This is a genomic window from Helicobacter cetorum MIT 99-5656 (assembly GCF_000259275.1).
In the GTDB taxonomy this organism is placed as follows: domain Bacteria; phylum Campylobacterota; class Campylobacteria; order Campylobacterales; family Helicobacteraceae; genus Helicobacter; species Helicobacter cetorum.
The window spans coordinates 1436602-1462612 of record NC_017735.1 but is presented as its reverse complement, the minus strand read 5'-3'; the positions used below and the strand labels follow the sequence as shown (position 1 = coordinate 1462612).

General features: G+C 36.0%; 25 protein-coding genes, 1 tRNA gene and 1 pseudogene. 15 read left to right on the top strand and 12 right to left on the bottom strand.

Translation table 11 applies throughout. The features are described 5' to 3' along the window. Positions 1 to 3: 3 nt before the first annotated feature. Entirely contained in the window at positions 4 to 1320 is a 1317-nt protein-coding gene (locus tag HCD_RS06895; RefSeq protein WP_014659854.1) for an MATE family efflux transporter, read from the top strand. Positions 1321 to 1329: 9 nt separating this feature from the next. On the opposite strand, the gene HCD_RS06890 is transcribed toward HCD_RS06895, so the two are convergent. The 6 genes from HCD_RS06890 to HCD_RS06865 are packed head-to-tail and all read right to left on the bottom strand — an operon-like array spanning position 1330 to position 7374. Further along, a complete protein-coding gene (locus tag HCD_RS06890) occupies positions 1330 to 2532 on the bottom strand; it encodes a murein hydrolase activator EnvC family protein (RefSeq protein ID WP_014659853.1) in 1203 nt (400 codons plus the stop codon). Continuing rightward, complete coding sequence (locus tag HCD_RS06885) at positions 2525 to 3331, bottom strand: FtsX-like permease family protein (RefSeq protein ID WP_014659852.1); 807 nt, start codon at positions 3329 to 3331, stop codon at positions 2525 to 2527. The genes HCD_RS06890 and HCD_RS06885 overlap by 8 nt, the downstream gene beginning before the upstream one ends. Next, positions 3318 to 3989 carry an ABC transporter ATP-binding protein gene (locus tag HCD_RS06880; protein WP_014659851.1) on the bottom strand — a complete coding sequence of 224 codons (672 nt, stop codon included), beginning with the start codon at positions 3987 to 3989 and terminating at the stop codon, positions 3318 to 3320. Before HCD_RS06880 ends, HCD_RS06885 begins: the two co-directional genes overlap by 14 nt. Beyond that, on the bottom strand, positions 3986 to 5173 hold the full coding sequence (gene trmB, locus HCD_RS06875) for a tRNA (guanosine(46)-N7)-methyltransferase TrmB (protein WP_014659850.1): 1188 nt from the start codon (positions 5171 to 5173) through the stop codon (positions 3986 to 3988). The genes HCD_RS06880 and trmB overlap by 4 nt, the downstream gene beginning before the upstream one ends. Before the next feature lie 10 nt (positions 5174 to 5183). Beyond that, complete coding sequence (locus tag HCD_RS06870; RefSeq protein WP_041594840.1) at positions 5184 to 6431, bottom strand: fibronectin type III domain-containing protein; 1248 nt, start codon at positions 6429 to 6431, stop codon at positions 5184 to 5186. Further along, on the bottom strand, positions 6394 to 7374 hold the full coding sequence (locus HCD_RS06865) for an RluA family pseudouridine synthase (RefSeq protein ID WP_014659848.1): 981 nt from the start codon (positions 7372 to 7374) through the stop codon (positions 6394 to 6396). The genes HCD_RS06870 and HCD_RS06865 overlap by 38 nt, the downstream gene beginning before the upstream one ends. 90 nt (positions 7375 to 7464) lie before the next feature. Between HCD_RS06865 and HCD_RS08990 the strand changes: the two genes are divergently transcribed. Then, a complete protein-coding gene (locus tag HCD_RS08990; RefSeq protein WP_014659847.1) occupies positions 7465 to 8610 on the top strand; it encodes an FtsW/RodA/SpoVE family cell cycle protein in 1146 nt (381 codons plus the stop codon). Then, positions 8572 to 8648 (top strand) — tRNA-Ile (locus tag HCD_RS06860). Before HCD_RS08990 ends, HCD_RS06860 begins: the two co-directional genes overlap by 39 nt. Before the next feature lie 21 nt (positions 8649 to 8669). On the opposite strand, the gene HCD_RS06855 is transcribed toward HCD_RS06860, so the two are convergent. From HCD_RS06855 to HCD_RS06830, 6 genes are all read right to left on the bottom strand, one after another. Next, positions 8670 to 9599 carry a ribose-phosphate pyrophosphokinase gene (locus HCD_RS06855; protein ID WP_014659846.1) on the bottom strand — a complete coding sequence of 310 codons (930 nt, stop codon included), beginning with the start codon at positions 9597 to 9599 and terminating at the stop codon, positions 8670 to 8672. 70 nt (positions 9600 to 9669) lie between these two features. Further along, complete coding sequence (locus HCD_RS06850; protein WP_014659845.1) at positions 9670 to 10155, bottom strand: HIT family protein; 486 nt, start codon at positions 10153 to 10155, stop codon at positions 9670 to 9672. A gap of 3 nt (positions 10156 to 10158) precedes the next feature. Then, a complete protein-coding gene (locus HCD_RS06845; protein WP_014659844.1) occupies positions 10159 to 11640 on the bottom strand; it encodes a Mur ligase family protein in 1482 nt (493 codons plus the stop codon). Beyond that, the gene (gene estV / locus HCD_RS06840) at positions 11627 to 12352 is read right to left on the bottom strand and encodes a lipase EstV (RefSeq protein WP_014659843.1); all 726 of its coding nucleotides are present in this window, start codon (positions 12350 to 12352) and stop codon (positions 11627 to 11629) included. The genes HCD_RS06845 and estV overlap by 14 nt, the downstream gene beginning before the upstream one ends. Then, entirely contained in the window at positions 12352 to 13413 is a 1062-nt protein-coding gene (locus HCD_RS06835) for a D-alanine--D-alanine ligase (RefSeq protein ID WP_014659842.1), read from the bottom strand. The genes estV and HCD_RS06835 overlap by 1 nt, the downstream gene beginning before the upstream one ends. Positions 13414 to 13490: 77 nt before the next feature. Then, positions 13491 to 13967, bottom strand: a complete 477-nt coding sequence (locus HCD_RS06830) for a phosphatidylglycerophosphatase A family protein (protein WP_014659841.1) — start codon at positions 13965 to 13967, stop codon at positions 13491 to 13493. A gap of 162 nt (positions 13968 to 14129) precedes the next feature. Here HCD_RS06830 and HCD_RS06825 point away from each other — a divergent pair, with 162 nt between their 5' ends. The 12 genes and pseudogenes from HCD_RS06825 (at position 14130) to HCD_RS06770 (ending at position 26010) form a co-directional block, all read left to right on the top strand. Further along, positions 14130 to 15239 carry a pyridoxal-phosphate-dependent aminotransferase family protein gene (locus HCD_RS06825; protein WP_014659840.1) on the top strand — a complete coding sequence of 370 codons (1110 nt, stop codon included), beginning with the start codon at positions 14130 to 14132 and terminating at the stop codon, positions 15237 to 15239. Between the two features lie 8 nt (positions 15240 to 15247). After that, positions 15248 to 15709 (top strand): phosphoribosyltransferase, encoded by a 462-nt coding sequence (locus HCD_RS06820; RefSeq protein ID WP_014659839.1) that lies wholly within the window; start codon positions 15248 to 15250, stop codon positions 15707 to 15709. Between the two features lies 1 nt (position 15710). Further along, a complete protein-coding gene (gene rimO, locus HCD_RS06815) occupies positions 15711 to 17030 on the top strand; it encodes a 30S ribosomal protein S12 methylthiotransferase RimO (protein ID WP_014659838.1) in 1320 nt (439 codons plus the stop codon). 15 nt (positions 17031 to 17045) lie between these two features. Next, complete coding sequence (tilS, locus tag HCD_RS06810) at positions 17046 to 18062, top strand: tRNA lysidine(34) synthetase TilS (RefSeq protein ID WP_014659837.1); 1017 nt, start codon at positions 17046 to 17048, stop codon at positions 18060 to 18062. A gap of 63 nt (positions 18063 to 18125) precedes the next feature. Continuing rightward, a complete protein-coding gene (gltX, locus tag HCD_RS06805) occupies positions 18126 to 19445 on the top strand; it encodes a glutamate--tRNA ligase (RefSeq protein WP_014659836.1) in 1320 nt (439 codons plus the stop codon). Next, positions 19442 to 19735, top strand: coding sequence for a YggT family protein (locus HCD_RS06800; RefSeq protein ID WP_014659835.1), 294 nt, complete (start codon positions 19442 to 19444; stop codon positions 19733 to 19735). The genes gltX and HCD_RS06800 overlap by 4 nt, the downstream gene beginning before the upstream one ends. A 12-nt stretch (positions 19736 to 19747) precedes the next feature. Continuing rightward, on the top strand, positions 19748 to 21430 hold the full coding sequence (locus HCD_RS06795; RefSeq protein WP_014659834.1) for a lytic transglycosylase domain-containing protein: 1683 nt from the start codon (positions 19748 to 19750) through the stop codon (positions 21428 to 21430). After that, on the top strand, positions 21427 to 22248 hold the full coding sequence (gene galU, locus HCD_RS06790; protein ID WP_014659833.1) for a UTP--glucose-1-phosphate uridylyltransferase GalU: 822 nt from the start codon (positions 21427 to 21429) through the stop codon (positions 22246 to 22248). The genes HCD_RS06795 and galU overlap by 4 nt, the downstream gene beginning before the upstream one ends. Before the next feature lie 3 nt (positions 22249 to 22251). After that, positions 22252 to 22653, top strand: a pseudogene (locus HCD_RS06785) (UDP-N-acetylglucosamine 1-carboxyvinyltransferase); the annotation flags it as partial. A gap of 7 nt (positions 22654 to 22660) precedes the next feature. Further along, positions 22661 to 23929 carry a UDP-N-acetylglucosamine 1-carboxyvinyltransferase gene (gene murA / locus HCD_RS06780; protein WP_014659831.1) on the top strand — a complete coding sequence of 423 codons (1269 nt, stop codon included), beginning with the start codon at positions 22661 to 22663 and terminating at the stop codon, positions 23927 to 23929. A 51-nt stretch (positions 23930 to 23980) separates the two neighbouring features. Then, positions 23981 to 25387 (top strand): aspartate ammonia-lyase, encoded by a 1407-nt coding sequence (gene aspA / locus HCD_RS06775; protein WP_014659830.1) that lies wholly within the window; start codon positions 23981 to 23983, stop codon positions 25385 to 25387. Between the two features lie 38 nt (positions 25388 to 25425). Further along, positions 25426 to 26010, top strand: a complete 585-nt coding sequence (locus HCD_RS06770) for a uracil-DNA glycosylase family protein (protein WP_041594934.1) — start codon at positions 25426 to 25428, stop codon at positions 26008 to 26010. Position 26011 lies beyond the last annotated feature (1 nt).

The following is a 26011-nucleotide window of genomic DNA, read 5'->3' as shown; positions in this document are numbered from 1 at the left end:
TTATTGTATCAATATAAGAAAATCTTTTCTCTAGCCTTACCTTCTGGAGTGAATGCCTTTTTAGATGTGTTTGTTGTGGCACTTTCGGCGTTTTTTGTGGGAAAGTTATCGCACCATCACATTGTGGCTCTAGGGGTGGGCTTACAATTTCTAACTCTTTTTTATGGTGTCAATTCTATTTTATATACTGGCACAAACGCTCTGCTCTCTAGGCTTGTGGGGGCAAGGGATTTCACACAAATTAGTAACGCCTTTTCAAGTATTTTTATAGGGGCGTTTTTGCTGTGTTTGGGTGTGCTTTTAATCTCTTATTTTTTGGTTGAGCCTTTTTTAACATGGATGCAATTACAAGGGCCATCCAAAGAACTCACGCAAGCGTATTTAGAAATTTTAATTCTCGCGTTGCCGGGTATTTTTTTAAAAAATGTTTTGGTTTCAGCATTAGCAAGCTTTTTAGACACTCTAACGCCTTTTATAGTGAAGCTAGTCATGGTTATGGTGTGCGTGTTTTTAAATCAGGCCTTGATTTTTGGGGATTTTGGTTTTAGAGAAATGGGGATTAGTGGCTCTGCTTTAGCAAATGTTGTGGTGTCTTACTTAGAGTTACTCGCGCTTGGAATGTGGCTACAGATTAAAAAAAATCCTTTGAAATTTAAAATCTGTCTTGATTTTTCTTTTTTAAAGGCGATGTTTAGGGTGGGCTGGCCAGCTGGCTTTGAGCGGTTATTAACGCTGTTTTCTTTAATGCTATTAGCAAAATTTGTGGCTAGTTATGGGGATAAGGTTTTAGCTGGCATGCAAATAGGCATTAGAATTGAAACTTTTTCGTTTATGCCCGGATTTGGATTTATGATAGCTGCAATGGTTTTGGTGGGGCAAAATTTGGGGGCTAATAGGGCAAAGCTTGCCACAGACTATGCTTATTTAATTCTCAAAATCTCTATGGGTTTAATGGGTGTTGTAGGGCTTGTTCTAGCGTTTTTTGCTAAAGAGTTTGCAAGCATTTTTTCACAAGATGAAGAAGTGCTAGAAGTAGCCCGCTACTATTTAATTGCCGTAGGGCTTTCTCAAGCCCCCTTAATCGGGTATTTTGTGCTTGAAGGGGTGTTTAGGGGGGCTGGTATGGCTAAAGTCTCACTCTACATTAATGCGTTCAGTCTTTGGGGCTTAAGGATAATGCCGATTTATTTTCTTGTAGCATATCGTTTTGAAGTGGCGTATATTTTTGGAGTGATTATGCTAGAAACTTGTTTGCGTGCATGCATTTATTATAAGGTCTTTTCTAAGGGTATATGGAAGAGAGTGGGCAAGAGAGTTTGAAATAAACCCTTAATTACGCACAATAAGCTCTAGGGGATTGATGTGCTTTTCTTTCATGGTTACTTCAAAGCTTAGGCGTTGTTCAATACGCCCTAAAACATAGCCTTTCTGAATCCGCATGCCGCTTTTAATAGTGGGGGCGATTTTATCTAGCTGAGAATAAATCGTGCGGATACCATTCTTATGCTCAATAACAACCACCTTTTTAAGCATGTTGATTTCTTTGGCAAACACAATTTTTCCGTCTAGCACATTACGCACTAAAGCGTTAGGGGTTTTTGACACAAGCGTGATGGACTCGCTAAAAATCTTTAGGTTATAGACGGGGTCAACATAGGGGCCAAATTTTTGCACCACTTCATAATCATTCAAGGGGGCGATGGTCTTAGGACCATTGTAACTAATCGTGTTGATGTTTTGATAAGAACTAGCAATCTGCTTAACCTCTAAAGCTTGAGAGGGTTTGCTAGATTTATCTCGTTCTTCATGCTCTTTGGTTTGTTTAACAATGTTTAAATGTTTCAATAAGGCGTTTAAATTTTGGCGTTCTTTATCCAAAAGGGCTAAGCGTTGGTTATAGGCTAAGTAGTCTTTTTGCATGCCAAGAATGAGTTTGTTTTGTTGTGCTTGCAAAGAGCGTAAGGCTAGTTCTTTAGATTTTTGTGTGTCTATAACAGATGAGATTTTTTGAATGTTAGTTTGTATTTTTGAAACTTGCAAGCTAAATTCTTTTTCCTTTTGACTAAGTTGAGACATTTTTAACAGGGTATTTTTGTGCAATTTTTCAAATGCAACTTGCAAAATAACATCGTTAGAAGAAGCTAAATGTTGCCCTTCTAAGGCTTGCGAAAAGAGTAAGTTTTGTAAGAGCACATCAAGAACCCCCCCTTGTAAATGCAATCTTTGCTGTTGTAATTTTTCTAAAGAATTGCGGTAGTTAGTAAGGATTTTTTCTTGGGCTAAACTCTCATGGCGATTTTTTTCAAGACTCTTTTTTAAGGTAGCAATTTGGCGTTCAATTTCAACCTTTTGGCGCTCTTTAGAATGGATAGCTTCTGCTAAAGAATTTAAACGGCTATTTAATTGCAATTTTTCTTCATGGGTTTTTTTCAAGCGAGTTTCTTTATTTTGAATATCCTTAGTAATATCACTCACTTTTGGTGTGTTAGCTAATAGTAATGTGGCTAACAAAAATACCCCTAATTTATACATATCTAGTCCTCCAAGCTACCAGTAAAACCGAAACAAACGAAACCACAAGACTCAAGAGCAGTCCCCATAAAAAATTATCCAAAACAAAAGCTCCCCCTATAATACCTAAAGTATCCATAGTTTTTTCAAAACTTTTTTGTGAAGTGAGATACAACATGAGTATGGGGGTTAAACAACTAGCGATGAGTGAGTCTGTAAAAACCATTTTATATAAAAACGCATTCCTAAAAGATACCGAAGCTCCTAGTAAGTCCATGATTTCTAATTGCTCATGGTATTGATAAATCCATAGGCGAATTTGCTTAAACATAAGCAACAAAGATAAGACAAGAACCACTAATGCAAACACATACACCGCTACCTTAATAAAACTCAATAATTCATACACTTGCATATGAGTTTTAGCAAAGACCTCAACCTTTTGAATGCCTGGAATTTTGAGTAGTTTTTCTTTAATGTTTTCTAAACGCTCTTGACTAGGAAAGGTAGAAAATTGCAGAGAATAAAAAAAGGGCAAATTCTTTTTCAATTCTTTAAGCCCATCTGTGCCTAATGTTTTTTTAAGGGGCTCTAAAGAATAATTAGGGTCAATGTCTTTCAAAGCCACTACTTCACTAAAATTTTGGCGTAATAATTCCAATTCTAATTTTTGTGTGCTGGCTAACACGACTGAATAATCTTCAATCAACTTTTTCTCTTTCTGTGCGATAGCCCCATTGATAAGCAGAACGCACTCCAAACCAAATAGCAAGGCTACAAGCGGAATGATAAAGGCTAAATGTTTTTTAAGAGTATTCATAAACTTCCCCATCTTCTATATAAAATTTTCTGTGATAGGCACTGAAGTTTTTAGGAAATTTATGTGTAACCACCACAACTGTGGCATTAAGCTGGGTGTTCATACCCCTTAATAAGCTCCAAATTTTGTCGCTAGAATAAGGGTCTAAATTTCCTGTAGGCTCATCAGCCAAGATGAGTTCAGGGCAGTTTGCCATAGCCCTAGCCATTGCCACTCGCTGTTGCTCGCCCCCACTGAGTTCTCTGGGGTAGCGATTAGCCTTGTGGCGTAAATCAATATGCCCTAAAAGTTTTTCTAATTGCATGTTAGACTCTTCTCTTTTAATGCCACAAATAATCATAGGCAATCTAATATTTTCTTCAATCGTATAATTTTGGATTAATTTATAGTCTTGAAAAACCACGCCGATATTCTTGCGTAAATCTAAAATCGTCGTTTTTGAAGCATTATTCATATTAATATTACAAACTTCTAAATCCCCACTAGAAAGCTTCAAATCCCCATAAAACGAACGCAAAAGCGTGCTTTTACCACTCCCACTAGGCCCTGAAATAAAAACAAAATCCTTGCGTTTGATGCGTAAATTAGCATGCTTGATAACAGGTTCGTTCCGCTCATATTGTAAACATAAATTACTCGCTGAAATAATCACACTCATATTGCTTCCTTAAAACTTAGAATATTTTTAAGCAAAATGTGAGCCTTGTAATTAGCTAAAGTCTTTAAGGGGGTTCTATTGAGATAGAATATTTTTCTTTCTGTGTTAGAGAGCATGACAAACAAACGCATAGGCCAGTCAAAATCACCCAAACTCAATTCCACTAAAAAATCACCACCATTCTCATAAATATTACAAACATGCACAAAATATCCGTCCTTAATTATCTTTGGAGCTTTTAAAATGCTCTCCATTTTCTCTTGATAAGTTTCTTCATAAGAAAAATCAAATTCAAAGGGGTTTGTTTGGGATTTATGCTCGTTTTGTTCTAAAGAATAAATTCTTAAATCATAAATATCTTTTTCAAGTCTATTCCAGCGGGCTTCATACTTGCTGATAACAGAAATTTTAGCGTTTTTTTTAACCACTATTTCGCTTCTAAAATTTTTTAAAGCTAATTTTAGGCTGTCTTCAAAATAGATAGCATCATCGGTGCGTAATTCTAAAAAACCCTTAGGCTTCAAAACCCTCAAAGCTTCGCTCAAAAATTTTTCGCTCAAAACCCTACGATGTTTTTTAGTGTTCCATGGCACAGGAAAATGCACAAAAATTTTCTCACATTTTTGATTTGGCATGCTTTCTAAAACCAAACGCCCATCGCCTTGTAGCACATGCAAATTCTTTAAATTTAGCAATTCAATTTGTTTTAAGACTTGAGCCATAGAAGGGGTATAAATCTCTATGCCTAAGCATGTTTTAGTGGGATTATTCTTAGCTAATTCTAATAAATGCCTTCCGCTTCCAAAACCGATTTCTACGATAATAGGGGTTTGAGATGCTTGGATAAAAGCTTTAAAATTTTCTAAATTAAGGGCTTTTTTTCCGCTTGCATGCCTAGAATTTTCTTTCAAATTATGCGATTTTATTTCAAAAAATTGCGAATAAGTCCTAAGGGCTTTTTTTAAATCTTCTCTATTTAGGGGCGTTGCCTTTTCACCTTTAATCAAGTAGTCATGCAATCGCTTGATTTTTTGCAACAAAAAAACTTGGTTTTTAAAGCTCGCATACACATAGCTCTTAGTAGGGTGCTTTAAGCTTGAAAACTCTCTATAAAAACAAAAATCCCCACTTATTAGGGGGTACTCTAAAGACTTTGGATTTAATTGCGCTAAAAAATGGGGCATTTGAACTCTTTTAGCGTTCCATAAACAGGCGCACTTCTTTGCTAGGGTGCGATTCTAAACCATCTTTAGTTACACTAACGACTTGATAGCGATAGGCTGTGCCTATATTCATGTCTTTATCTACGAATTGATTTTGCGTGATGTTTCCAAAACGCAAAGGGGTTTTAGAATTGCCTTCAAAACGATATACCGCATAAGCAACTATCTTGGAGTTTGGATTATTTTCCCATTGAATGAGAGCTGAAGAGTCTTGAATAAGCCCCTTAATAATGACAGGGGCTTTAGGTCTATCGGCAGTTTCACCGATAGCTGGTTCTTTGGGTAATACCCCTTCAATATGCGTTTTATCTATGGCGACAACTTTATAAAAGCGTGTGATATTGTCTCTTTCTATTTTATCCACATAAGAGGTGTTTGTGGTTTGGGCGATGAGTTTGTATTTATCCTTGCGAGCGTTAGATGCATAAATGCGATAAGCCACAACATCAGTTTGGGGCGATTTATCCCAGCTCAATTCAATTTGTCGTGTTAGGTTTTGACTCACTCTAATATTAGTAATTTCTGGGGGTAAATTCTTGGTCTTTCCTTCCACTACCATGCTGGGTTTAGACTTATCGCCCATAAAATTTTCTGCAATAACTTGGTAGCGGTATTTTTGTCCATCTTCTAAATGTTCATCAAAAAATTCTACAAACAAGCGATTTCTCACAATTCCTATGTTAGAAAACTTGCCGTTTTTATCTTGCCTTTGAATAATGTATTTTGAAACGCTAGGATTAGGATGCGGACTCCAAAAAACTTTCACACCTTTGGGATATGCTTGGCTTGCAAACACGCTTTCTACAGGATTGATAAAAGAAGTTTTTACATGAACTGGTTCTGAGAGATTAGAGATTTTATCACCTTTATAAGTGGCTAGTTGATAAGTATAAGAACTTTCAGTTTCTAAACCCTCATCATAATAGTGGGTGGCGTAAGGGTTTTTAATGGTGGCTATTTTTTTAGGTTTAGCATCCTTTCTTAAGCGGTATAAAATAAACCCATCAATTTCATAAGCTTTGGTGATACTAGCCCATTCAAAACCCACAGAACTCACATCATTAATCGTTTTAATAGAACGCACTACCGGTAGCTGAGTGTCTATGCTCTCTTTGTGGTTCAGGGCTGAAAAAGTATGATTCTTGGTAGAAGAACACCCTATGAAAATTGCAAATACCACACTACTTTGTATCAAAAGCGTGAAGTATTTTCTCTTCATCCAAGACTTCATTTAAACTTTCCTTTTCAAAAAATCTTTCTAGGTATTCTAACATATCCTTTAATAGGGAAACTTTAAAGCGGTATTTTTGCTTGCTTCTAGGGTGTTCAAACTCTATCAAATAGGCGTGGAGCATCATTCTTGTAGTTTCTTTAAAAAGCGTGTGGTTAAGCCCATAAACACTATCGCCTACAATGTGCCTATTAAGGTATTCTAAATGCACTCTGATTTGGTGTGTGCGTCCGGTGTATAACTTTGCTCCTATTAAGCTAAGGTCATTTTGAGCTGTGAGTAAATTCACAAATTCACTTTTAGAATAACGCCCTTGTTCTTTTTGTGTTGCCATCATTTTCAGGCGGTTATTAGGATTTCTAGTTAAGTAACATTCTACACAAATCTTTTCTTCCTTGCGTTTTAAGGGTGTTGAAAGCAAAGCAATATAGTAACGACCCATAATTTTTCTTTTGAGTTGCTCGCTTAAATGAGCATGGGTGAAATTATTTTTGGCTATTACAATGGCTCCGCTTGTGTCTTTATCTAATCTATGCACGATTCCATAGCGTTCTTTTGAACCCAGATTAGAAAGCTGGTAATTTTGAGCTTGTAGCCAATCTACTAAAGTAGGTTCTTTCACACTTGGTGCTTTATGGACTACTAAGTTAGGGGGCTTATTTAACACCAATAAATCTTCATCTTCATAAACCACTTCTATGTCTAGCTCAATCTCTCTCTTTAAGGGTTTTGGTGTGATTTTTGGGGCTAAAAGCACGATTTTATCCCCTTCTTTTAAGGCTAACCCCCCTTTTTTTACCCCTTTTTCTTGACAAAACACAAGCCCTTCTTTTATCAAACTCAAAACTTGATTTTTAGATATTTGCAATTCTTTGGCTAAAAATTCGTCAATGCGTCTGGTATTTGTAGGCACAACCCATGCTTTTGTCATTCAATCCACTCTATTTTAAGGTAAAATTAGATTTTACTTGAATCACACTTACAAAACAATATGTTTAAGAAAGGCAAAATTTAACCACTCATGGCATTAGATAAAAGGATTTGGACGCATTTTGATTTTTTGCCCTTTGTGTTTATAGTCCCTTTACTTGTTGTTTCTTTTTTGTTGATTTTTGAGAGTAGCGTAGCCTTGAGCTTGAAGCAAGGCTTATACTATATGTTAGGGTTTATGCTCTTTGGGATAGTGTTTTTTATCCCCTTTAGAAAGCTAGATAGATTACTTTTTGTATTTTATTGGGCATGCATTATTTTATTAGTGTTAGTAGATTTTATTGGTTCTAGCAAGCTTGGGGCAAAGCGATGGCTCTCTATCCCTTTTACTTCTATCACTTTACAGCCCAGTGAGCCTGTAAAAATCGCTATTCTTTTATTGCTAGCTCATTTAATCCATTTAAACCCACCCCCTTTTAAGGGTTATGATTGGGGCATGTTTTTGAAACTCAGTTTTTACATTTGCTTACCCGCTGTTTTAATTCTCAAACAGCCAGACTTAGGCACAGCCCTTATTGTGCTGATGATGGGTTTTGGTATTTTATTGATTGTGGGCTTAAGGCTTAGGGTGTGGCTCCCCCTTTTAATCGCTCTTGTAGTGGCTTCGCCTATTGCTTATCATTTTTTGCATGATTATCAAAAAAAGCGTATCGCAGACTTCCTTTCTGAAAAGCCTAATTACCATGTCAAGCAATCCATTATTGCCATAGGCTCGGGCGGATTTTTAGGAAAATCTAAAGAAGATTCCACTCAAACAAAATTCAAATTCCTACCTATCGCAACAAGCGATTTTATTTTTGCCTACTATGTGGAGCGTTTTGGGTTTTTAGGAGCAATGTTACTTTTTGCTATTTATATAGGCTTAACTTTACATTTATTTTTTTATATGTTTGAGAGCAATAGCGATTGGTTTTTAAAAATTGTAGCCCTTGGAATCTCTATTTTAATCTTTACTTATTCAAGTGTGAATATCGCTATGACCTTAGGATTAGCCCCAGTGGTAGGTATTCCCTTGCCCCTATTTAGTTATGGCGGAAGTAGCTTTATCACTTTTATGATAATGCTTGGCATACTAGAAAATTTGCTTGCTTTTCGCTATGTTTTTGGATACAATAGCAAACCATCTTTTGGAAAATTTGGATTCTTAGCTCAGCTGGTCAGAGCACTCGGCTCATAACCGATTGGTCGTAGGTTCAAATCCTACAGAATCCACCATTTCAAAACCCACTCTCCCTTTTAAGTGAAGAGCGATTGAACGCTTTCATTATGATAAATCCTTCTAATCACTTCAGCAAATAACGGAGCTACGCTCAGAGTAGTGATTTTATCGCATTTTTGAGTCAAAGGAATGGAGTTGCTCACCACCACTTCATCTAAGGTGCTTTCTCTAATACGCTTTAAAGCCGACCCACTCAACACCGCATGCGTGCCTAAAGCCATAACAGAAGTTGCCCCCTGATTTTTTAACGCAAGAGCGGCTTTACACATCGTGCCTGCAGTATCAATCATATCATCTACCAAAATCACATCTCGCCCTTGTGCTGAACCTATAATATTCATCACTTCGCTTTCATTAGCTTTTTCACGGCGTTTATCCACAATGATTAAATCCATACCCATTTGATTAGCAAAATATCTAGCCCTTGTTACTCCGCCTACATCAGGGCTTGCAATTACAGGGTTTTTTAATGCTTTGGAGCGGATATAGTCTCTAAAAACAATAGAGCCATATAAATTATCTACGGGCACATCAAAAAAGCCCTGAATCTGTCCGGCATGCAAATCCATTGTGATAATTCTTTCAATCCCTACTTTTTGCATCAAATTAGCGACCATTTTAGCTGTGATAGGCACTCTTGGAGCTGCCTTTCTATCTTGTCTAGCATAGCCAAAATAAGGCACTACTGCTGTGATAGAATTAGCTGAGCTACGCCTTAAGGCATCTACCATGACTAATAATTCCATTAAATTATCATTGACAGGCACACAAGTAGGCTGGATAATAAACACATCTTTCCCACGCACGGATTCACTAATTTGGATATTGATTTCGCCATCACTAAACTTTCCTATCACTGCTTTTGATAAAGGAATGCCTAAATGTTTTGCCACTTCTTTGCCAAATACAGGGTGAGCACTCCCTGAAAAAATCTTAAAACCACGCATCTTCATCACTTTGACTCCCTAAAACGAATTAAAATAAATTGTAACACACTAGGACTTAAAACACTGATTTTCAATGAAGCTCCCTTTCTAATAGGGGTTTTAATGCAAGAAAAATTTTATCAAAATTCAGTCCATGCACTCTAGTTTGAGCTACAACACTCATAAAATTGCTATCCCCTAAAAATCTAGGCACTAAGTGCATGTGTAAATGCTCTGGTATCCCAGCTCCCGCACTCTGACCTAGATTCAAGCCTATATTAATCCCTTGAGCCCCATAACTATACAATGCTTTTAAAACTTTAGGCACAAGGCTATTCATACTAAGCCAAGTTTTAATCTCTAAATTTTCAACACTAGCCTTATGAGCATGCGGAATGATTAATAAATGCCCCGGATTATAAGGGTAGGCATTCATCACAATAAATAGCTCATTATCTCTATAAAGCACCTTATTTTCCAGGTCTTTTGTGGGGTTTTGAGAAATCTCACAAAACACACAACTTTTAGCTTTTTCTCTCAAATAATGTTCTCGCCAAGGGGCATATAAATATTGCATGGTTTAAATGTAATTAGGGGCATCATTAGCAAATAAAATCAAATCGCCTTTAAGCGTAGTGGCTTGTAAGATATTTTCTAATTGTGCCTTATCTTTGAGTAAGATTTTTTGGGCTTTTTGGATTTTAGAAGCAATGACTTTGGAGTTTAATTCACCGGTAATGATGATAATATCAAAAACCTTATCCATTTCATCAGCTAGAGTTTCGTTGCTTTCTACATTGCTCTCTACTAATCCGGGGGTTACAATGATTTTACGCCCTTCATATAAACTCGCTAAACGAATGCCTTCTAACATGCCCTTTAAATTCCCATTAAAGCCATCATCAATAATGATTTTTTGATTCACTTCTAAAAGCTGCAAACGATGAGCGACTGGATTTAGAGCACTAACTAACCGCTTAATCCTTTCTGTATTTAGCCCCAAGTGTCTGGCGACTAAAATAGCCAAAGCGATATTATAAGCGTTAAACTTTCCTAAAACCTTAGTTTCAAAATATTCCCAAACGCCATCTAAAAGCATTTCAAATGAAGTGCCTTTGAGCGTGGATTGAATGTTTTTTACTAGGTTAGAATAATCAATTAACGAGCCATTTTTGGGAGCATAGGGCTTGATTTCTTGTGTGGAATAGCAAAAGGCCTTTTCTAGGCGTTTTGAATAGAGCAACTCCGCCTTAGTCTCACAAATACTTTCTAAAGTTTTAAAGTATTCCAAATGCTGTTCGCCCACTTCTGTAATCACGCCAACATGCGGTTCAATTAATTGAGTGATTTCAGCAATATCGCCTTTGTTTCTTGCCCCTGCTTCAGCGATATAGATTTCACTAATGCTGTCTAAATTCTGGTTAATATCATTGGTAATGCCTAAAAGGGTGTTCACGCTTCTAGGACTTGCATGCACATTATATTTGGATTGTAAAATTTGATATAAGAAATTCTTCACACTAGTTTTTCCAAAGCTTCCGGTAATGGCAATAATTTTTAGATTTTTTAAAGAAGAGATTTTGTCCTTAGCGATTTGTAAGTATTGTTTAGACAGAACTCTTTCAAACACTAAAGATGTGCTTAAAGCTAGGAGTAATAAGCACAAGTAAGCCACAACAAGCAAAACGCCTTCTAAAGAGACAAAAACTTCGCTCAAAATTTCATGCAAAGTTAAAAACAACAACAGAAAGAAAAAGAAGCGCTTCACTCGTGGGGTAAACACCAAGGGTTTGTCATTGTGTCTTGCCCAAACAATAAGCATAGGCATTTGGATTACGCCACAAAAGAGATAAAAAACAAGCGGTATATAAAAAGCATACCCCCATGCAAACGCCCCTAAAGGCAGTAGGAAATAAATCCCATGCCAACGCATTTTGTGGTGCTTTGTGATGACTCGCATAATGCTATAATGATACCATTGTAATAAGGTCATAGCATAGTAACCAAGCCCCATTACAAATAAGGAGCGAAACGCTAAATCTAGCCAATTAAGATGTTGCACTATAATAATTCTCCATTAAATTTTCAATTTCTTTAGCTTGCTTTACAAAAAAGAAATGCTCTCCTTCTAAAACAAATAACTGACTCCCCTTAATCAACGCTTGCATGCGTTTAGCTGAGCTTAAGGGCGTAGCTTTATCATCTTTTCCCCAAAACAATAAAACTTCTTTATTGCAGCGCTTAAAATGTTCGCTGAAATCTTCGCAAACCACTTTTTTAAAAGTTTCATACATCACTTGATTTAATCCTATAGCGTCCTTGCTTTTCAAAAACCCCAAATTCAGTCCTAATTTTTTAAAGATTTTAGTTAGAGCAATTTTACAACGCACTTTTAAGGGCTTAGGCTCTAAGATGCCTGCACTACTCAATAAAACAAGGCGTTTGTTTTCGCATAGCAACGCCACTTTCCCTCCAAAACTATGCCCAAAGGCCAGAGATACTTTTTTATTCAAGCTATTCAATAATAGGTTAATGATATTAGCATAATCCTTGCTTCCTAACACTTTTTCATCATTAGGGCTTTGATTAAAACCGGGTAAATCCACATACAAATGATTGTAATTCAAAAAGCAATGTTGAAACGCCTTTTGCATAATCTCTTTAGAACTCCCCCAACCATGCAAAAACAAGGCGTTTAACGGACTATGATTATCCACAAAAGTGTAGGAAATCTCAAACTTGCTTTCTAAGTAAGTGATACTACGCTTAGCCATTACTTATTCTTTTGGATTTGCAATAAATAAGAGTTGTTGGTATGGATTTTAGGGGTTTTGGGTAATGACTGAGCTAAGCATTCTAGCACCTTTTTAAAATCATCAAACAAATAATTTGCCAAACTACCTGGAATGGGGTTAATCTCGTTGATATACACTTCATCATCTATGACAAAAAAATCACAACGAATGATTGAGCCATTAAACAAATCGTTGTAGAGCTTTTTAAAACTCTCTTTTAAGCGCTCTCCTAAAGCATTAGAGATTGTAGCCTTAGGGGCTTTGGTGCGTGAAAAATCCAAATATTTTTGCTCAAAATCCAAAAAATCCTGTTTGCTAGGCTCTTCAACATAGGACAAACAAAAATGTTCTTGATTTTTTTCTTTAACTTTACAGCCCGCCAAATTATATTCTTTAACCCCATTGATGAAAGGTTCTACTAGAACTTCTTTAGAATATTCAAACGCACCATCTAGAGCGTAAGCTAATTCGCTTTCTTCTCTAACAACACTCACTCCTAATGAACTCCCAGCGTTGCTAGGTTTAACAATCAAAGGAAAACTGATTTTGGGTTTGATAAAATCTAGGGCATTAGCGTGGTGGTTTTCATTCAAAAGCACATAATCTAAGGTCTTTATACCCAAACTTTTTGCATAAAGCTTGGTTAAATGCTTGTTATAACTCAACACGCTTGCTTCAATTCTAGGGCCTATAAAAGCGATGCGATAAAACTCTAATAAGCTCGCTAGTTTTCCATCTTCGCCATCATTTCCATGCACAAGATTGATAACTAAGGGTAGTTCTATAACTTTACTCCCTAAAAGGGTATTTTTGAGTAAGCCTTTTTGAGTAAGAGTTAAAGGAGATAGCTTTTTTTCTTTAATGCGGACGAAATATTTGGAATGCATGTTAGCTTCTTCAATAAGATAGAAATGATGATTTTCATCTAAAAAAATAAAATGTTTAATCTTATTGCCTAACACTTCTTTAAGTGCAATCGCACTCACTATGCTGATTTCATGCTCAAAACTTGCCCCACCAAATAAAATACAAAATTCCAAAAAAACTCCCTTGTAAGTATGATTCTCCATAAAAGTGTAGCTTGAATTACCTAAAAAGGCTTTTAAATTCCTTAAAATTAAAGGTTGATGTTAAAAAATCCTAAAATTTTTACGATGACTAGCACGCTTAACCCAGCTAACACCCCAGCCATTGCATCATCTCCCACAACTCCTAAGCCCCCTTTAATCTCCTTGTCTATTTTACCGATGAGTGTAGGTTTAAGAATATCATAAATTCTAAAAAAGATAAAACTTAAAATAACACCCACTAATGATAAGCCACTTATAGCCATAGCAAGCCACATGCCCACTAATTCATCTATTACAATGTAGGAGCTGTCATGAATTTTACTTTCTTGTTCTTCTTTATCTATTTGAGTGATAGCAACAAGTCCTATGAAAATCGCACTTAAAAACAAAGTGTTAGCTGAAAAAACTAAAATAGGTAAACCTAAAAACAAAGCCACCAAGCTTCCTAGAGTTCCTGGAGCTTTTTTAGAATAGCCCACAAAAAAAAGGGTTAAAAAACACGCACGAAACCCATACTTATTCAATATTTTACCTTTAAATATTCTTTAAAACTACCTTAAATTGCGGGTATTTTACCATTTTATTAGGGTTAAAAACAAATATTTTGGTCAAAAATAAGGCTTCTTTTAAGCGGTCTTTAGTATGATAGCTTTTTAATTTACTCACAATAGAAGGTTAAACTTAAAATGTTGCTTTTTACCCCAGGTCCTGTGGCAATTAGAGAAGAAATGCGCACAAGCTTTTCTCAAAAAATGCCACACCATCGCACCAAGGATTTTGAAAATATTTTTCAAAATGTGCGAGAAAATTTAAAAAAAATGATAGGTTTAGAAGAAAATTTACTTCTAAATAGTAGCGGAACAGGTGCGATGGAAGCGAGTGTGCTTTCATTATGCAAGCAAGAATTACTTTTTGTCAATGCTGGTAAATTTGGCGAAAGGTTTGGCAAAATTGCAAAAGCTCATTCTATAAAGGCTCACGAATTAGTTTATGAATGGGACACTCCAGCCAAAGTAGATGAAGTATTAGACACTCTTAAAGCTAATCCTAAGATTGACACTTTTTGCATTCAAGCATGCGAGTCTAGTGGGGGGTTACGCCATAATGTTGAAAACATCGCTTTAAAAATCAAAGAATACAATAAAGATATTTTTATCATTGTTGATGCCATTACGGCTCTTGGGGTTGAACGACTAGATATAACGCATATTGACGCGCTCATAGGGGGGAGTCAAAAGGCGTTCATGCTACCCCCTGGCATGAGTTTAATCGCTCTAAGTCAAAAAGCCATTGAGCGCATAGAAGAGCGTAATATAGGATTTTATTTCAATCTAAAGAGCGAATTAAAAAACCAAAGAAATAATACCACCAGTTATACCGCTCCGATTTTACACACCTTAGGTTTAGAGCGTTATTTTGAATTAGTTAAAAATTTAGGGGGCTTTGAGATTCTTTATAAAGAGACAAAAAAAGTCGCCCTAGCTACTCAAATGGTTATAAAAGCTTTAGATTTAAAGATTTTTCCAAAAAATCCCAGCCTAAGCATGACAACGATTTTTAATGAGCATGCTAAAGAATTGCGAAAAATTTTAAAAGAAAAATACAAGGTGCAATTTGCTGGTGGGCAAGATGTTTATAAAGATACGCTTATTCGTATCAATCATATGGGAATCATTCCGCTTTATGAAACTTGCTATGCTTTAAACGCCCTAGAATTAGCCCTAAATGACCTAAATTTAAGGGCTTTTAATGGCATAGCTAACACAACCTTTTTAAAACAATACTATGAAATTTAAGGATTAAAATGCATTATTCTTACGAGACTTTTTTAAATGATAGCTTAAAATTAGCTAAAGAGATAGAACAAAATTGTGGTATTCCAGAGGCCATTGTCTGCGTTATGCGAGGGGGCATGACTTTAACACATTTTTTGAGTTTGTATTGGGATTTGAGAGAAGTTTATGGCATTAATGCGATTTCTTATGACACCACGAATCAACAAAATGCCCTAAAAATTGAAAATATTCCTACTATCAAAGAGCATTTAAATAAAATCTTAGTGGTAGATGAAATTGTAGATAGCGGTAATTCCTTAGAAGCGGTGCTTAAAGTCCTGCAAGATAAGCATCCTAAGAAAAAGTTTTATAGTGCGAGTTTGTTTCAAAAACCAAGTGCCAAGTATAAGGCTAATGCGTTTTTAAAAGACGCTCCTGAGTGGATTGACTTCTTTTGGGAAGTGGATTTAAGAAATTTAAAAAGTCTTTAACATGCAAACAAAAGAAAACAAACAGCTTTGTTTGATTTCATTAGGTTGTTCTAAAAACCTAGTGGATTCAGAAGTGATGTTAGGCAAGCTCTATAACTACACGCTCACTAATGATACTAAAAACGCTGATGTGATTGTGATTAATACTTGTGGCTTTATTGAAAGCGCTAAACAAGAGAGTATTCAAACGATTTTAAATGCCGCTAAAGATAAAAAAGATGATGCCATTTTAATTGCAAGTGGGTGTTTGAGCGAACGCTATAAAGATGAAATCAAAGAGTTGATTCCTGAAGTGGATATTTTTACCGGTGTGGGCGATTATGACAAAATTGATGTTTTGATTGCTAAAAAACAAAATCAATTTAGCGAACAAGTGTTTTTGAGCGAGCATTATAACGCGCGCATTATCACTGGCTCTAGCGTGCATGCTTACATTAAAATCTCTGAAGGCTGTAATCAAAAATGCTCTTTTTGTGCTATTCCTAGCTTTAAGGGGAAATTGCATAGCAGAGAATTAGACTCCATTCTAAAAGAAGTAGAAGATTTAGCTCTCAAAGGCTATAGTGATATGACCTTTATCGCTCAAGATTCTAGCTCATTTTTGTATGATAAGGGGCAAAAAGATGGGTTAATAGAGCTTATCCAAGCTATTGATAAGCAACAAGCCTTAAAAAGTGCACGCATTTTATATCTCTATCCATCTAGCACTACCATAGAGCTTATTGAAACGATTGCAAATTCGCCTATTTTTCAAAATTATTTTGACATGCCTATACAGCATATCAGCGATTCTATGCTTAAAAAAATGCGTCGTAACTCTAATAAAGCACACCATCTAAAACTTTTAAACGCGATGAAACAGGTTAAAGAGAGCTTTATAAGAAGCACCATTATTGTAGGGCACCCAGAAGAAACTGAGAGCGAATTTGAAGAATTAAGCGCATTTTTAGATGATTTTAAATTTGACAGATTAAATATCTTTGCTTTTAGTGCTGAAGAAAATACGCATGCCTATTCTTTAGAGCAAGTGCCTAAAAAAATTATAAACGCTCGCATTAAAGCCCTAAATAAAATCGCTTTAAAGCACCAACATAATTCCTTTAAGGCGTTATTGAATAAACCTATCAAGGCATTAGTTGAAGGCAAGGAAGGTGAGTATTTTTACAAAGCAAGGGATTTGAGATGGGTGCCTGAAGTAGATGGCGAAATCTTAATTAATGATAGCGAGCTAGATACCCCTTTAAAACCTGGGCATTATACGATTATGCCTAGTGAATTTAAAGACAATATTTTAATGGCTAAGGTTTTAAGTTCCTTTTAAAAATAGCTTAAAAAAGTGCAAGATTTTAAAACCTATTTAGAACCTTTAAGAGAGAGCAAGAATTTACTAGGCTTTTCTGGCGGGATTGATTCTAGTTTCTTGTTTCATCTCTTAGTCAAAGAAGATATTGATTTTGACATCGCTTTAGTGGATTATAACACGCAAGAAAAACGCCTTGAGATTATTCAATACGCTCAAAAATTAGCTCAAACACACCATAAAAAATGCCACATTCATTACGCTTCTAAAATCACGCATAATTTTGAAATGCAAGCCAGAAAAGTGCGTTATGATTTTTTTGAAAAGCTTATTAAAGAGCATTCCTACAAACATTTGATTTTAGCGCACCACCTAAATGATAGGCTAGAATGGTTTTTAATGCAACTAAGCAAGGGGGCTGGACTTAATACGCTTTTAAGCTTTCAAGTGCATGAAAAAAGAGCGCAATACAGCATTACGCGCCCCTTACTCTACACCCCTAAAGACAAAATTAAAACCCTTGCTAAAGATTTGATTTTTTTTGAAGATAGCACTAACACTTCTTTAAAATTCAAACGCAATTTTTTTAGAAAAAATTACGCTAATTCTTTAATGCAAAATTATTCTAAGGGTATCATCAAAAGTTTTAAATTCTTGGACAAAGAAAAAGAACAGCTTTACCCCCTTACTCAAATTTCACAAATTCATGCGATTACTTTTTTCAAGCACTCACAAAATGCCCTTTTTACCTTAGATAAAATCTTAAAACAAAAGGGGTATTTACTCAGTTTTTCTCAAAAAGAAGAAGTCAAACGCTCTTTTTTTAGCTTAGAAATCGCTCAAAAATTTATCATTGAAAGTAATAATGAGCTTGTTTTTATCGCCCATAAAGGGCCTAAAATTTTAAGCATGCCAAAAGACTTTAAAGATAAGGCTAGAAAATTAAGCATTCCTAAACGCTTACGCCCCATTTTATATGCAGAGTTTTTAAAACAAACCCTTGGCGTGCATGACTTTTTAATGGGTTTTAAAGAGAGTTTAGAAAACACTTAAACAAGTTTGATTAAGTATTCTTAGAGTATAATTACACATCATTTTATTTAATAAAGGGTTTTTATGCTTCGTTTTGCGCCTTCGCCTACAGGAGATATGCACATAGGGAATTTAAGAGCAGCCATTTTTAATTATATTGTGGCTAAACAGCAGAACAAACCCTTTTTAATCCGCATTGAAGACACAGACAAAGAGCGAAACATTGAAGGAAAAGACCAAGAGATTTTAGAGATTTTAAAGCTTATGGGAATATGCTTTGACAAGCTTATTTATCAAAGCCATAATTTAAATTATCATAGAGATATGGCAGAAAAATTGCTTAAAGAAAATAAGGCGTTTTTGTGTTATGCAAGCACGGAATTTTTGGAAAAAGAAAAAGAAAAAGCCAAGAATGAAAAACGCCCTTTTAGGTATTTAGATGAGTGGGCGACTTTGGAAAAAGGTAAGCATAATAACCCTGTTGTGCGTTTAAAAGCTCCGCAAAATGCCATGTCTTTTAATGATGTGATTAAAAAAGAAGTGAAATTTGAGCCTTATGAATTAGATTCTTTTGTGCTTTTAAGAAAAGATAAGAGTCCTACTTATAACTTCGCTTGTGCGTGCGATGATTTGCTCTATGAAATTAGTTTTATTATTAGGGGCGAAGACCATGTGAGTAATACCCCTAAACAAATTTTAATTCAACAAGCTTTAGGTTCAACTAATCCTATTACTTACGCTCATTTACCCATTATCTTAGATGAGATAAGTGGTAAAAAGATGAGTAAGAGAGATGAAGCATCAAGTGTGAAATGGCTCTTAAAACAGGGGTTTTTACCCACTGCGATTGTTAATTATCTCATCACTATCGGTAACAAAGTGCCTAAGGAAGTTTTTACTTTAGAAGAAGCAATTGTTTGGTTTAATTTAGAAAGTCTTTCTAACTCACCGGCGCATTTTAATTTGAAATACTTAAAGCATTTAAACCACGAGCATTTGAAACTTTTAGATGATGAAAAATTACTAGAGCTTACTCAAATAAAGGATATTAGTCTTTTAGGGCTTTTAAGATTATTTGTAGAAGAGAGCGACACTCTTTTAGAATTAAAAGAAAAAATTTCGTTGTTTTTAGAGCCAAAAGATATTGTTAGAACTTATGAAAACGAAGACTTTAAAGAGCGTTGCTTAGTGCTTTTTAACGCCCTTAAAACCATGGATTTTCAAGCCTACAGCGATTTTGAAAGTTTCAAAAAAGATAGCATGAATTTAAGCGAGCTTAAGGGTAAGGACTTTTTCAAACCCTTACGCATTCTTTTAACCGGAAACTCACATGGCATTGAATTGCCTTTGATTTTTCCTTATATTCAAAGCCATTATAAAGAAATCTTAAGGCTAAAAGCATGATATTTTCCACTCTCATTAATGCTGTAGCCGTCATTCTAAGCTCACTCATTACGCTGTATATGTGGGTAATCATTATTTATTCACTTCTAAGCTTTGTGCAACCTAACCCTAATAATCCTGTCGTGCAAATTCTTGCTCGCTTGTGTGAGCCGGTGTTTTATTTCTTGCGTTCTAAATTCAAACTCGTGTATAATGGACTAGATTTTGCTCCCTTAGTGGTGATTATTGTTTTGAAATTTCTAGATTTGACTTTCATTCAATGGCTCTTTATGCTCGCAAAAAATCTCTAAAGAAATAATATTATGCGTTTTCTTGTCTTGTTTTTTATTGGTATGCTTGGCATTAGTTTTTCTAAAACAGAGTTGAGCTTGAAAGATTTAGAAAAAAAGCCTGCTGGAATTGCTAGAGACTACTATTTATGGCGTTACATTAGCGATAAAAAGACAAGTTTAGAAAACGCCAAAAAAGCCTATGAATTAACCCAAAATAAAAATAGTGCCTTACAAAAGGCCATGCATGAAAAAGGCTTAGAAAATTTAGAGAAAAACCCTAATGTCAAAATGCCTGAAGATATTCATTGCAAACAAATCACTTTAGAAAACGCACTAGAAGAAATAAACACCCTCCAAGCAAGCTGTATTGCCATAGCTTTAAAATCAAAAATCAAGGATTTTGATAAAATCTCTCTTAAAACGCTCAAACCTTTACAGGAAAAAATCAAAGAATCCTACCCCATTCTTTATGAAGAACTAACTCTTTTGCAAAGTAGAAACATTAGCGTTTCTATGTTTAAGGCTAATGCACAGGTTTTTAGTGCATTATTTAACCACTTAAGCTATGAAAAAAAGCTTCAAATCTTTGAAGAGCCCATTTCTATTAAAGAGTTAAACCGCCTTTTAGATGAAAATTATCCAGCGTTTAATCGCTTAATTTATCAAGTTATCCTAGACCCTAAATTAAACCATTTCAAAGATGCTCTAGCTAAGAGTAACGCTACTCATAGCAACGCACAAACCTTTTTTATTTTAGGCATCAATGAAATTTTACGAAAAAAACCTTCTAAAGCACTCAAGTATTTTGAACGCTCTGAAGCCGCTACTAAAGATGATGTTTTTTTGAGAGACAGGGCTATTTTTTGGCAATACTTGGTTTCTAAAAAGAAAAAAACTTTGGAGCGTCTCTCAAAAAGCGATGCTTTAAATCTCTACAGCATTTATGCGAGCCACAAGCTGGAAATCGCACCTAATTATCGTATCATTTCAAGCATTCAAAATTTAAGCAAGAAAAATCCCCCCTTTAACACAAGCGACCCCTTTTTGTGGCAAAATTTTAAAGAAAAAGCCCTGAGCTTACAAGATGAAGCGGCTTTTAACAACACGCTTAAATCTCTGCATTATGAAAAAAGTGCCCCAGAACTCACCTATCTTTTGAGAGAACGCAATAAAGACAGGCTCTATTACTATCTTTCCCCCTATGAAGGCATTATTGCGTGGCAAAATAACGATGAAAAAGCGATGGCTTATGCGATTGCTAGGCAAGAAAGTTTCTTGCTCCCTGCTTTAATCTCTCGCTCTTTTGCTTTAGGGCTTATGCAAATTATGCCCTTTAATGTAGAGCCTTTTGCTAAAAACCTAGGTCTAGAAAACATTGATTTAAACGACATGTTTAACCCAAATATCGCTCTTAAATTTGGCAATTACTATTTAAACCATTTGAAAAAAGAATTTAACCACCCCCTTTTTGTAGCCTATGCTTATAATGCTGGGCCTGGGTTTTTGCGAAGGTGGTTAGAAAGCTCCAAACGATTTAAAGAGAAGAATCGCTTTGAGCCATGGCTTAGTATGGAGCTTGTGCCTTATAGCGAGACTCGCTTGTATGGCTTTAAGGTCATGGCAAATTACTTGATTTATCAAGAAATTTTTGGAAATTTTATTCCTGTTGATGCATTTTTACAACAAACTCTTAACTTAAAGGATAAAAAATGATTAAAAAATGTCTTTTCCCTGCCGCTGGCTATGGCACACGCTTTTTACCGATTACTAAAACCATTCCTAAAGAGATGTTGCCTATTGTAGATAAACCTTTAATGCAATATGCTGTGGAAGAAGCTATGCAAGCAGGCTGTGAAGTCATGGCGATTGTTACAGGCAGAAACAAGCGAAGCCTAGAAAATTATTTTGATACGAGTTATGAAATAGAGCATCAAATTCAAGGCACAAGCAAAGAGAACGCCTTAAAAAGCATCCGCAATATCATAGAAAAATGCTGTTTTTCCTATGTGCGACAAAAACAAATGAAGGGTCTAGGGCATGCGATATTAACCGGAGAAGCCCTTATAGGCAATGAGCCTTTTGCGGTGATTTTGGCTGATGATTTATGCACAAGCAACGAACATCCAAGTGTCTTAAAGCAAATGACGACCTTGTATCAAAAATATCAATGCCCCATTGTTGCCATTGAAGAAGTGGCGTTAGAAGAAGTCTCAAAATACGGCGTGATTAAGGGCGAATTATTAGAAGATGGGGTGTATGAGATTAAAGATATGGTTGAAAAACCTAGTCAAGAAGCCGCCCCAAGCAATTTGGCTGTGATAGGGCGTTACATTCTAACCCCTGATATTTTTGATATTTTGCGTATGACTAAACCCGGTAAAAATAATGAAATCCAAATTACAGACGCCCTTTTAACTCAAGCTAAACAAAAACGCATTATCGCCTATCAATTCAAAGGCAAACGCTATGATTGTGGAAGCGTAGAAGGCTATATTGAAGCGACTAATGCGTATTATAAAAAACGCTTATAAATTATGGGTAGTTTAACTTATTACGCTTACATGTATTTGAGCTTGTTTTTATGTTTGCTCCCTGTGCTATTAATTGGGCTTGCGTGGAGATTTTCTCGCGCCCCATTAAAGCAGGAATTGCCTAAAAAAAGCGTGTCTTTAGAAAGTTTGCACCAGCAAGTTAAGAGCCTTAAAAGCGAGCAAGCCCTACAAAAACTTAAAGACAGCTTTTATAAGCATTTTAAAATTTGCCCCAAAGACAAAGAGAGTCTATGGCTAGACACGATACAAATTTTGGTGGCTTCAGAATTTTTTGAATTAGAAAATGCGATTAATTTTGGACAGGATTTAGAAAGTGCTAACCCAAATTACCAGCAAAAGATTTCTAATGCGACAGGCTTAGCCCTTAAAAACAAAGAAAAAAAGGATAGAATTGGATTTTTTAGAGATTGTAGGACAAAGCCCTTTAAAAGGCACTATCAATATTTCAGGGGCTAAAAATGCCGCCCTTCCTATCTTAGCCGCCACACTTTTAAGCCAACAAGAAGTCAAAATAAGGGCTTTGCCTATAGTGGCAGATATAAAGGCTATGGCATTGTTATTGCAAAATTTAGGCGTAGAGTTAGAGTGGCTTGATACTCATACGCTTAAGGCTTGCACAAAAAACCTCCATCACACCGAAGCCACTTATGATTTGGTGCGTAAAATGCGTGCTTCTATCTTGGTTCTAGGTCCTTTACTAGCACGCTTTAAAGAATGCTTAGTGAGCTTGCCTGGTGGGTGTGCTATAGGCACTCGCCCTGTGGATTTACACCTAAAAGCTATGCAACAATTAGGGGCTGAAATCAAAATTGAGCAGGGTTATATTCATGCAAAAGCTCCTAAGGGTTTAAAAGGTAATGATATTTTATTTGATAAAATCACCGTTACAGGCACAGAGAATGCCCTTATGGCAGCAAGTTTAGCCAAAGGCACAACACGCATTATCAACGCCGCTAAGGAGCCAGAAATCACTCAATTATGTGAATTTTTACAAAGTGGGGGGGTAGAGATTGAGGGCATAGGCACAAGTGAGTTGAAAATTAGAGGCACAGAAAACGAAGCGTTAAGGCTAAAAGATATTCAAATCATTCCTGATAGGATTGAAGCAGGCACTTATTTATGCGTAGGGGCTATCTCTAATTGCCAGCTTAAAATTGAAAATGTCATGCCAAATCATCTTCAAGCCATTTCAGACAAGCTTATAGAAATCGGTTTTAAATTAGACATTCAAAAAAATTCTATAGAAATTTATCCTACCAATAAACGCCATGCGTTTGAAATTACCACTCAAGAATATCCGGGTTTTCCGACTGATATGCAAGCGCAATTTATGGCATTAGCCACACAATGTTTGGGGACTAGCATTATTCAAGAAACCTTGTTTGAAAACCGCTTCATGCATGCAAGCGAATTGCAACGCTTAGGGGCTAATATCAGTTTAAAGACTAATATTGCTACCATTAGTGGCTCTACAGAGCTTACAGGAAGTGATGTGATGGCGACTGATTTAAGGGCTTCTTCAGCTCTCATTTTAGCCGCTTTAGTAGCTCAAGGCGTGAGTAGGGTGCATAGAATTTATCACTTGGATAGGGGTTATGAGAGCTTAGAGAACAAAATGAGTGCCTTGGGGGTAAAAATCAAGCGTTTAAAAGAAAAGTAACTCAAAGTTTGGTTACAATAGCCACAATATTTTACTACACAAGGAGCTTTCATGCGCATTGAACATGATTTCATCGGAGAAATGGAAATTAGCAACGAAGTTTATTATGGGATTCAAACTTTAAGAGCGAGTGAGAATTTTTTTATCACTAATGACAAGCTTTCTAGCTACCCTATTTTTATTAGGTCTTTTGCTCAAGTCAAAAAAGCAGCCGCTCTAGCTAATGCAGAGTTGGGTTTGATTGATGAAAAAGTTAAGATTGCTATTTGTCATGCATGCGATTTGTTGATAGATGACAAGCACCATGACCAGTTCATTGTAGATATGATTCAAGGGGGGGCTGGCACAAGCACTAACATGAATGTGAATGAAGTCATTTCTAATTTAGCTTTAGAATACATGGGGCATAAAAAGGGCGAGTATGAATTTTGCCACCCTAATGACCATGTTAACCGCTCTCAATCTACAAATGATGCCTATCCTAGTGCTTTAAAAATTGCCATTTATGAGCGATTGAGCAATTTGGTAGCTCCCATGAAAGCCTTGCGCGATGTTTTTGCCAAAAAAGCTAAGGAATTTTCTCATGTGATTAAAATGGGGCGCACCCAGCTTCAAGACGCTGTGCCTATGACTTTAGGGCAAGAGTTTGAAACTTATGCTTTGATGATTGATAAGGATATTGAGCAAGTTTTAGACGCTAGAAATTGGGTAAGAGAGCTTAATTTAGGTGGCACTGCTATTGGCACAGGAATCAATTCGCACCCTGATTATCGTGGCTTGATTGAAAAGAAAATCCAAGAAGTAACGGGTCGCCCTTTTGTGGTCGCTCATAACTTAATAGAAGCCACTCAAAGCACGGGAGCGTATGTGCAAGTGAGCGGGGTATTAAAGCGTATTGCTGTAAAACTTTCTAAGATTTGTAATGACTTAAGATTGTTAAGTTCAGGTCCTAGAGCGGGGCTAAACGAAATTAATTTGCCTAAAATGCAACCGGGTAGTTCCATAATGCCTGGTAAGGTTAACCCTGTAATTCCAGAGGTAGTTAATCAAGTGTGCTTTGCGGTAATCGGAAATGATTTGAGTGTGGCACTAGCCGCAGAAGGTGGACAATTACAATTGAATGTGTTTGAGCCTGTCATTGCTTACAAACTATTCCATTCTTTTGTGATTTTAGGGCGTGCGATTGAAACTTTAACGACTAAATGTGTAGAAGGTATTACGGCTAATGAGAAGATTTGTAGCGATTATGTGTTTAATAGTATCGGCATTGTTACCGCACTCAACCCTCACATTGGCTATGAAAAATCCGCTTCCATTGCTAAAGAAGCTTTGAAAAGCGGCCGCTCTATCTATGACATCACTCTAGAAAAGAAAATCTTAACCAAAGAACAATTAGATGATATTTTTAAGCCAGAAAACATGCTAAGCCCTCATACTTTCAAAAAGCACAAAGACTAAGACTTTTGGAAAATTTAAAAACCTTACGCTCTCTTTATATGGAGCGTCTTTTGGGTGAAACCTATACAAATATTAGTCCTACAAAAACCCCCACTAAGCCCCTTAATAAACAAGTCCATGAGAGTGTAGAAAATTGCAATTTATGCAAACGCCATCAAAACTCAAGGCCTGTTGCTGGGCTTTTTAACCCTCAATCCAAGCTCACTTTTATTACGCTCACTCCCATGCTAGATACTCAATTAAATTTTTTAGATAATTTGAAGGCAATGATGCTACAGAACATTATTCAAAAAGTTTTTCATGCTTCTTTGAGAGATTGTAATATTTTATCGCTTCTTAAATGCAATTCTAATAGCCTTAATCTAGAAGAAGAAATCAATGCTTGCTTGCCCCATTTAATATGGCAGTTAGATAGTAGTGTTTCAAAACTGGTAATTGTATTTGGCGAGACCTTGCTCAAATACCTTTTAAATCTCTCTAAAGAAGAGTCGTTTGGTCGCATGGTGAGCTTAAAAGCAAAACGGTTTTTAAGCACGCATGCTTTAGAAGACATGCTCAAAAACCCAACGCTCAAAAAAGAAGCCTTGACACATTTTAAAGTGGCGCTTGATTTTTTGAATTAGA

Excerpts from the sequence above, each read along its gene's own strand:
- HCD_RS06850 (WP_014659845.1), bottom strand. The coding sequence starts at position 10,155 with ATGCAATATTTATATGCCCCTTGGCGAGAACATTATTTGAGAGAAAAA.
- galU (WP_014659833.1), top strand. The coding sequence starts at position 21,427 with ATGATTAAAAAATGTCTTTTCCCTGCCGCTGGCTATGGCACACGCTTT.
- HCD_RS06870 (WP_041594840.1), bottom strand. The coding sequence starts at position 6,431 with ATGAAGAGAAAATACTTCACGCTTTTGATACAAAGTAGTGTGGTATTT.
- HCD_RS06855 (WP_014659846.1), bottom strand. The coding sequence starts at position 9,599 with ATGCGTGGTTTTAAGATTTTTTCAGGGAGTGCTCACCCTGTATTTGGC.
- HCD_RS08990 (WP_014659847.1), top strand. The coding sequence starts at position 7,465 with ATGGCATTAGATAAAAGGATTTGGACGCATTTTGATTTTTTGCCCTTT.
- aspA (WP_014659830.1), top strand. The coding sequence starts at position 23,981 with ATGCGCATTGAACATGATTTCATCGGAGAAATGGAAATTAGCAACGAA.
- HCD_RS06770 (WP_041594934.1), top strand. The coding sequence starts at position 25,426 with ATGGAGCGTCTTTTGGGTGAAACCTATACAAATATTAGTCCTACAAAA.
- HCD_RS06880 (WP_014659851.1), bottom strand. The coding sequence starts at position 3,989 with ATGAGTGTGATTATTTCAGCGAGTAATTTATGTTTACAATATGAGCGG.
- HCD_RS06825 (WP_014659840.1), top strand. The coding sequence starts at position 14,130 with ATGTTGCTTTTTACCCCAGGTCCTGTGGCAATTAGAGAAGAAATGCGC.
- HCD_RS06820 (WP_014659839.1), top strand. The coding sequence starts at position 15,248 with ATGCATTATTCTTACGAGACTTTTTTAAATGATAGCTTAAAATTAGCT.
- HCD_RS06865 (WP_014659848.1), bottom strand. The coding sequence starts at position 7,374 with ATGACAAAAGCATGGGTTGTGCCTACAAATACCAGACGCATTGACGAA.
- HCD_RS06795 (WP_014659834.1), top strand. The coding sequence starts at position 19,748 with ATGCGTTTTCTTGTCTTGTTTTTTATTGGTATGCTTGGCATTAGTTTT.
- HCD_RS06885 (WP_014659852.1), bottom strand. The coding sequence starts at position 3,331 with ATGAATACTCTTAAAAAACATTTAGCCTTTATCATTCCGCTTGTAGCC.
- estV (WP_014659843.1), bottom strand. The coding sequence starts at position 12,352 with ATGGCTAAGCGTAGTATCACTTACTTAGAAAGCAAGTTTGAGATTTCC.
- HCD_RS06890 (WP_014659853.1), bottom strand. The coding sequence starts at position 2,532 with ATGTATAAATTAGGGGTATTTTTGTTAGCCACATTACTATTAGCTAAC.
- HCD_RS06800 (WP_014659835.1), top strand. The coding sequence starts at position 19,442 with ATGATATTTTCCACTCTCATTAATGCTGTAGCCGTCATTCTAAGCTCA.
- trmB (WP_014659850.1), bottom strand. The coding sequence starts at position 5,173 with ATGCCCCATTTTTTAGCGCAATTAAATCCAAAGTCTTTAGAGTACCCC.
- rimO (WP_014659838.1), top strand. The coding sequence starts at position 15,711 with ATGCAAACAAAAGAAAACAAACAGCTTTGTTTGATTTCATTAGGTTGT.
- gltX (WP_014659836.1), top strand. The coding sequence starts at position 18,126 with ATGCTTCGTTTTGCGCCTTCGCCTACAGGAGATATGCACATAGGGAAT.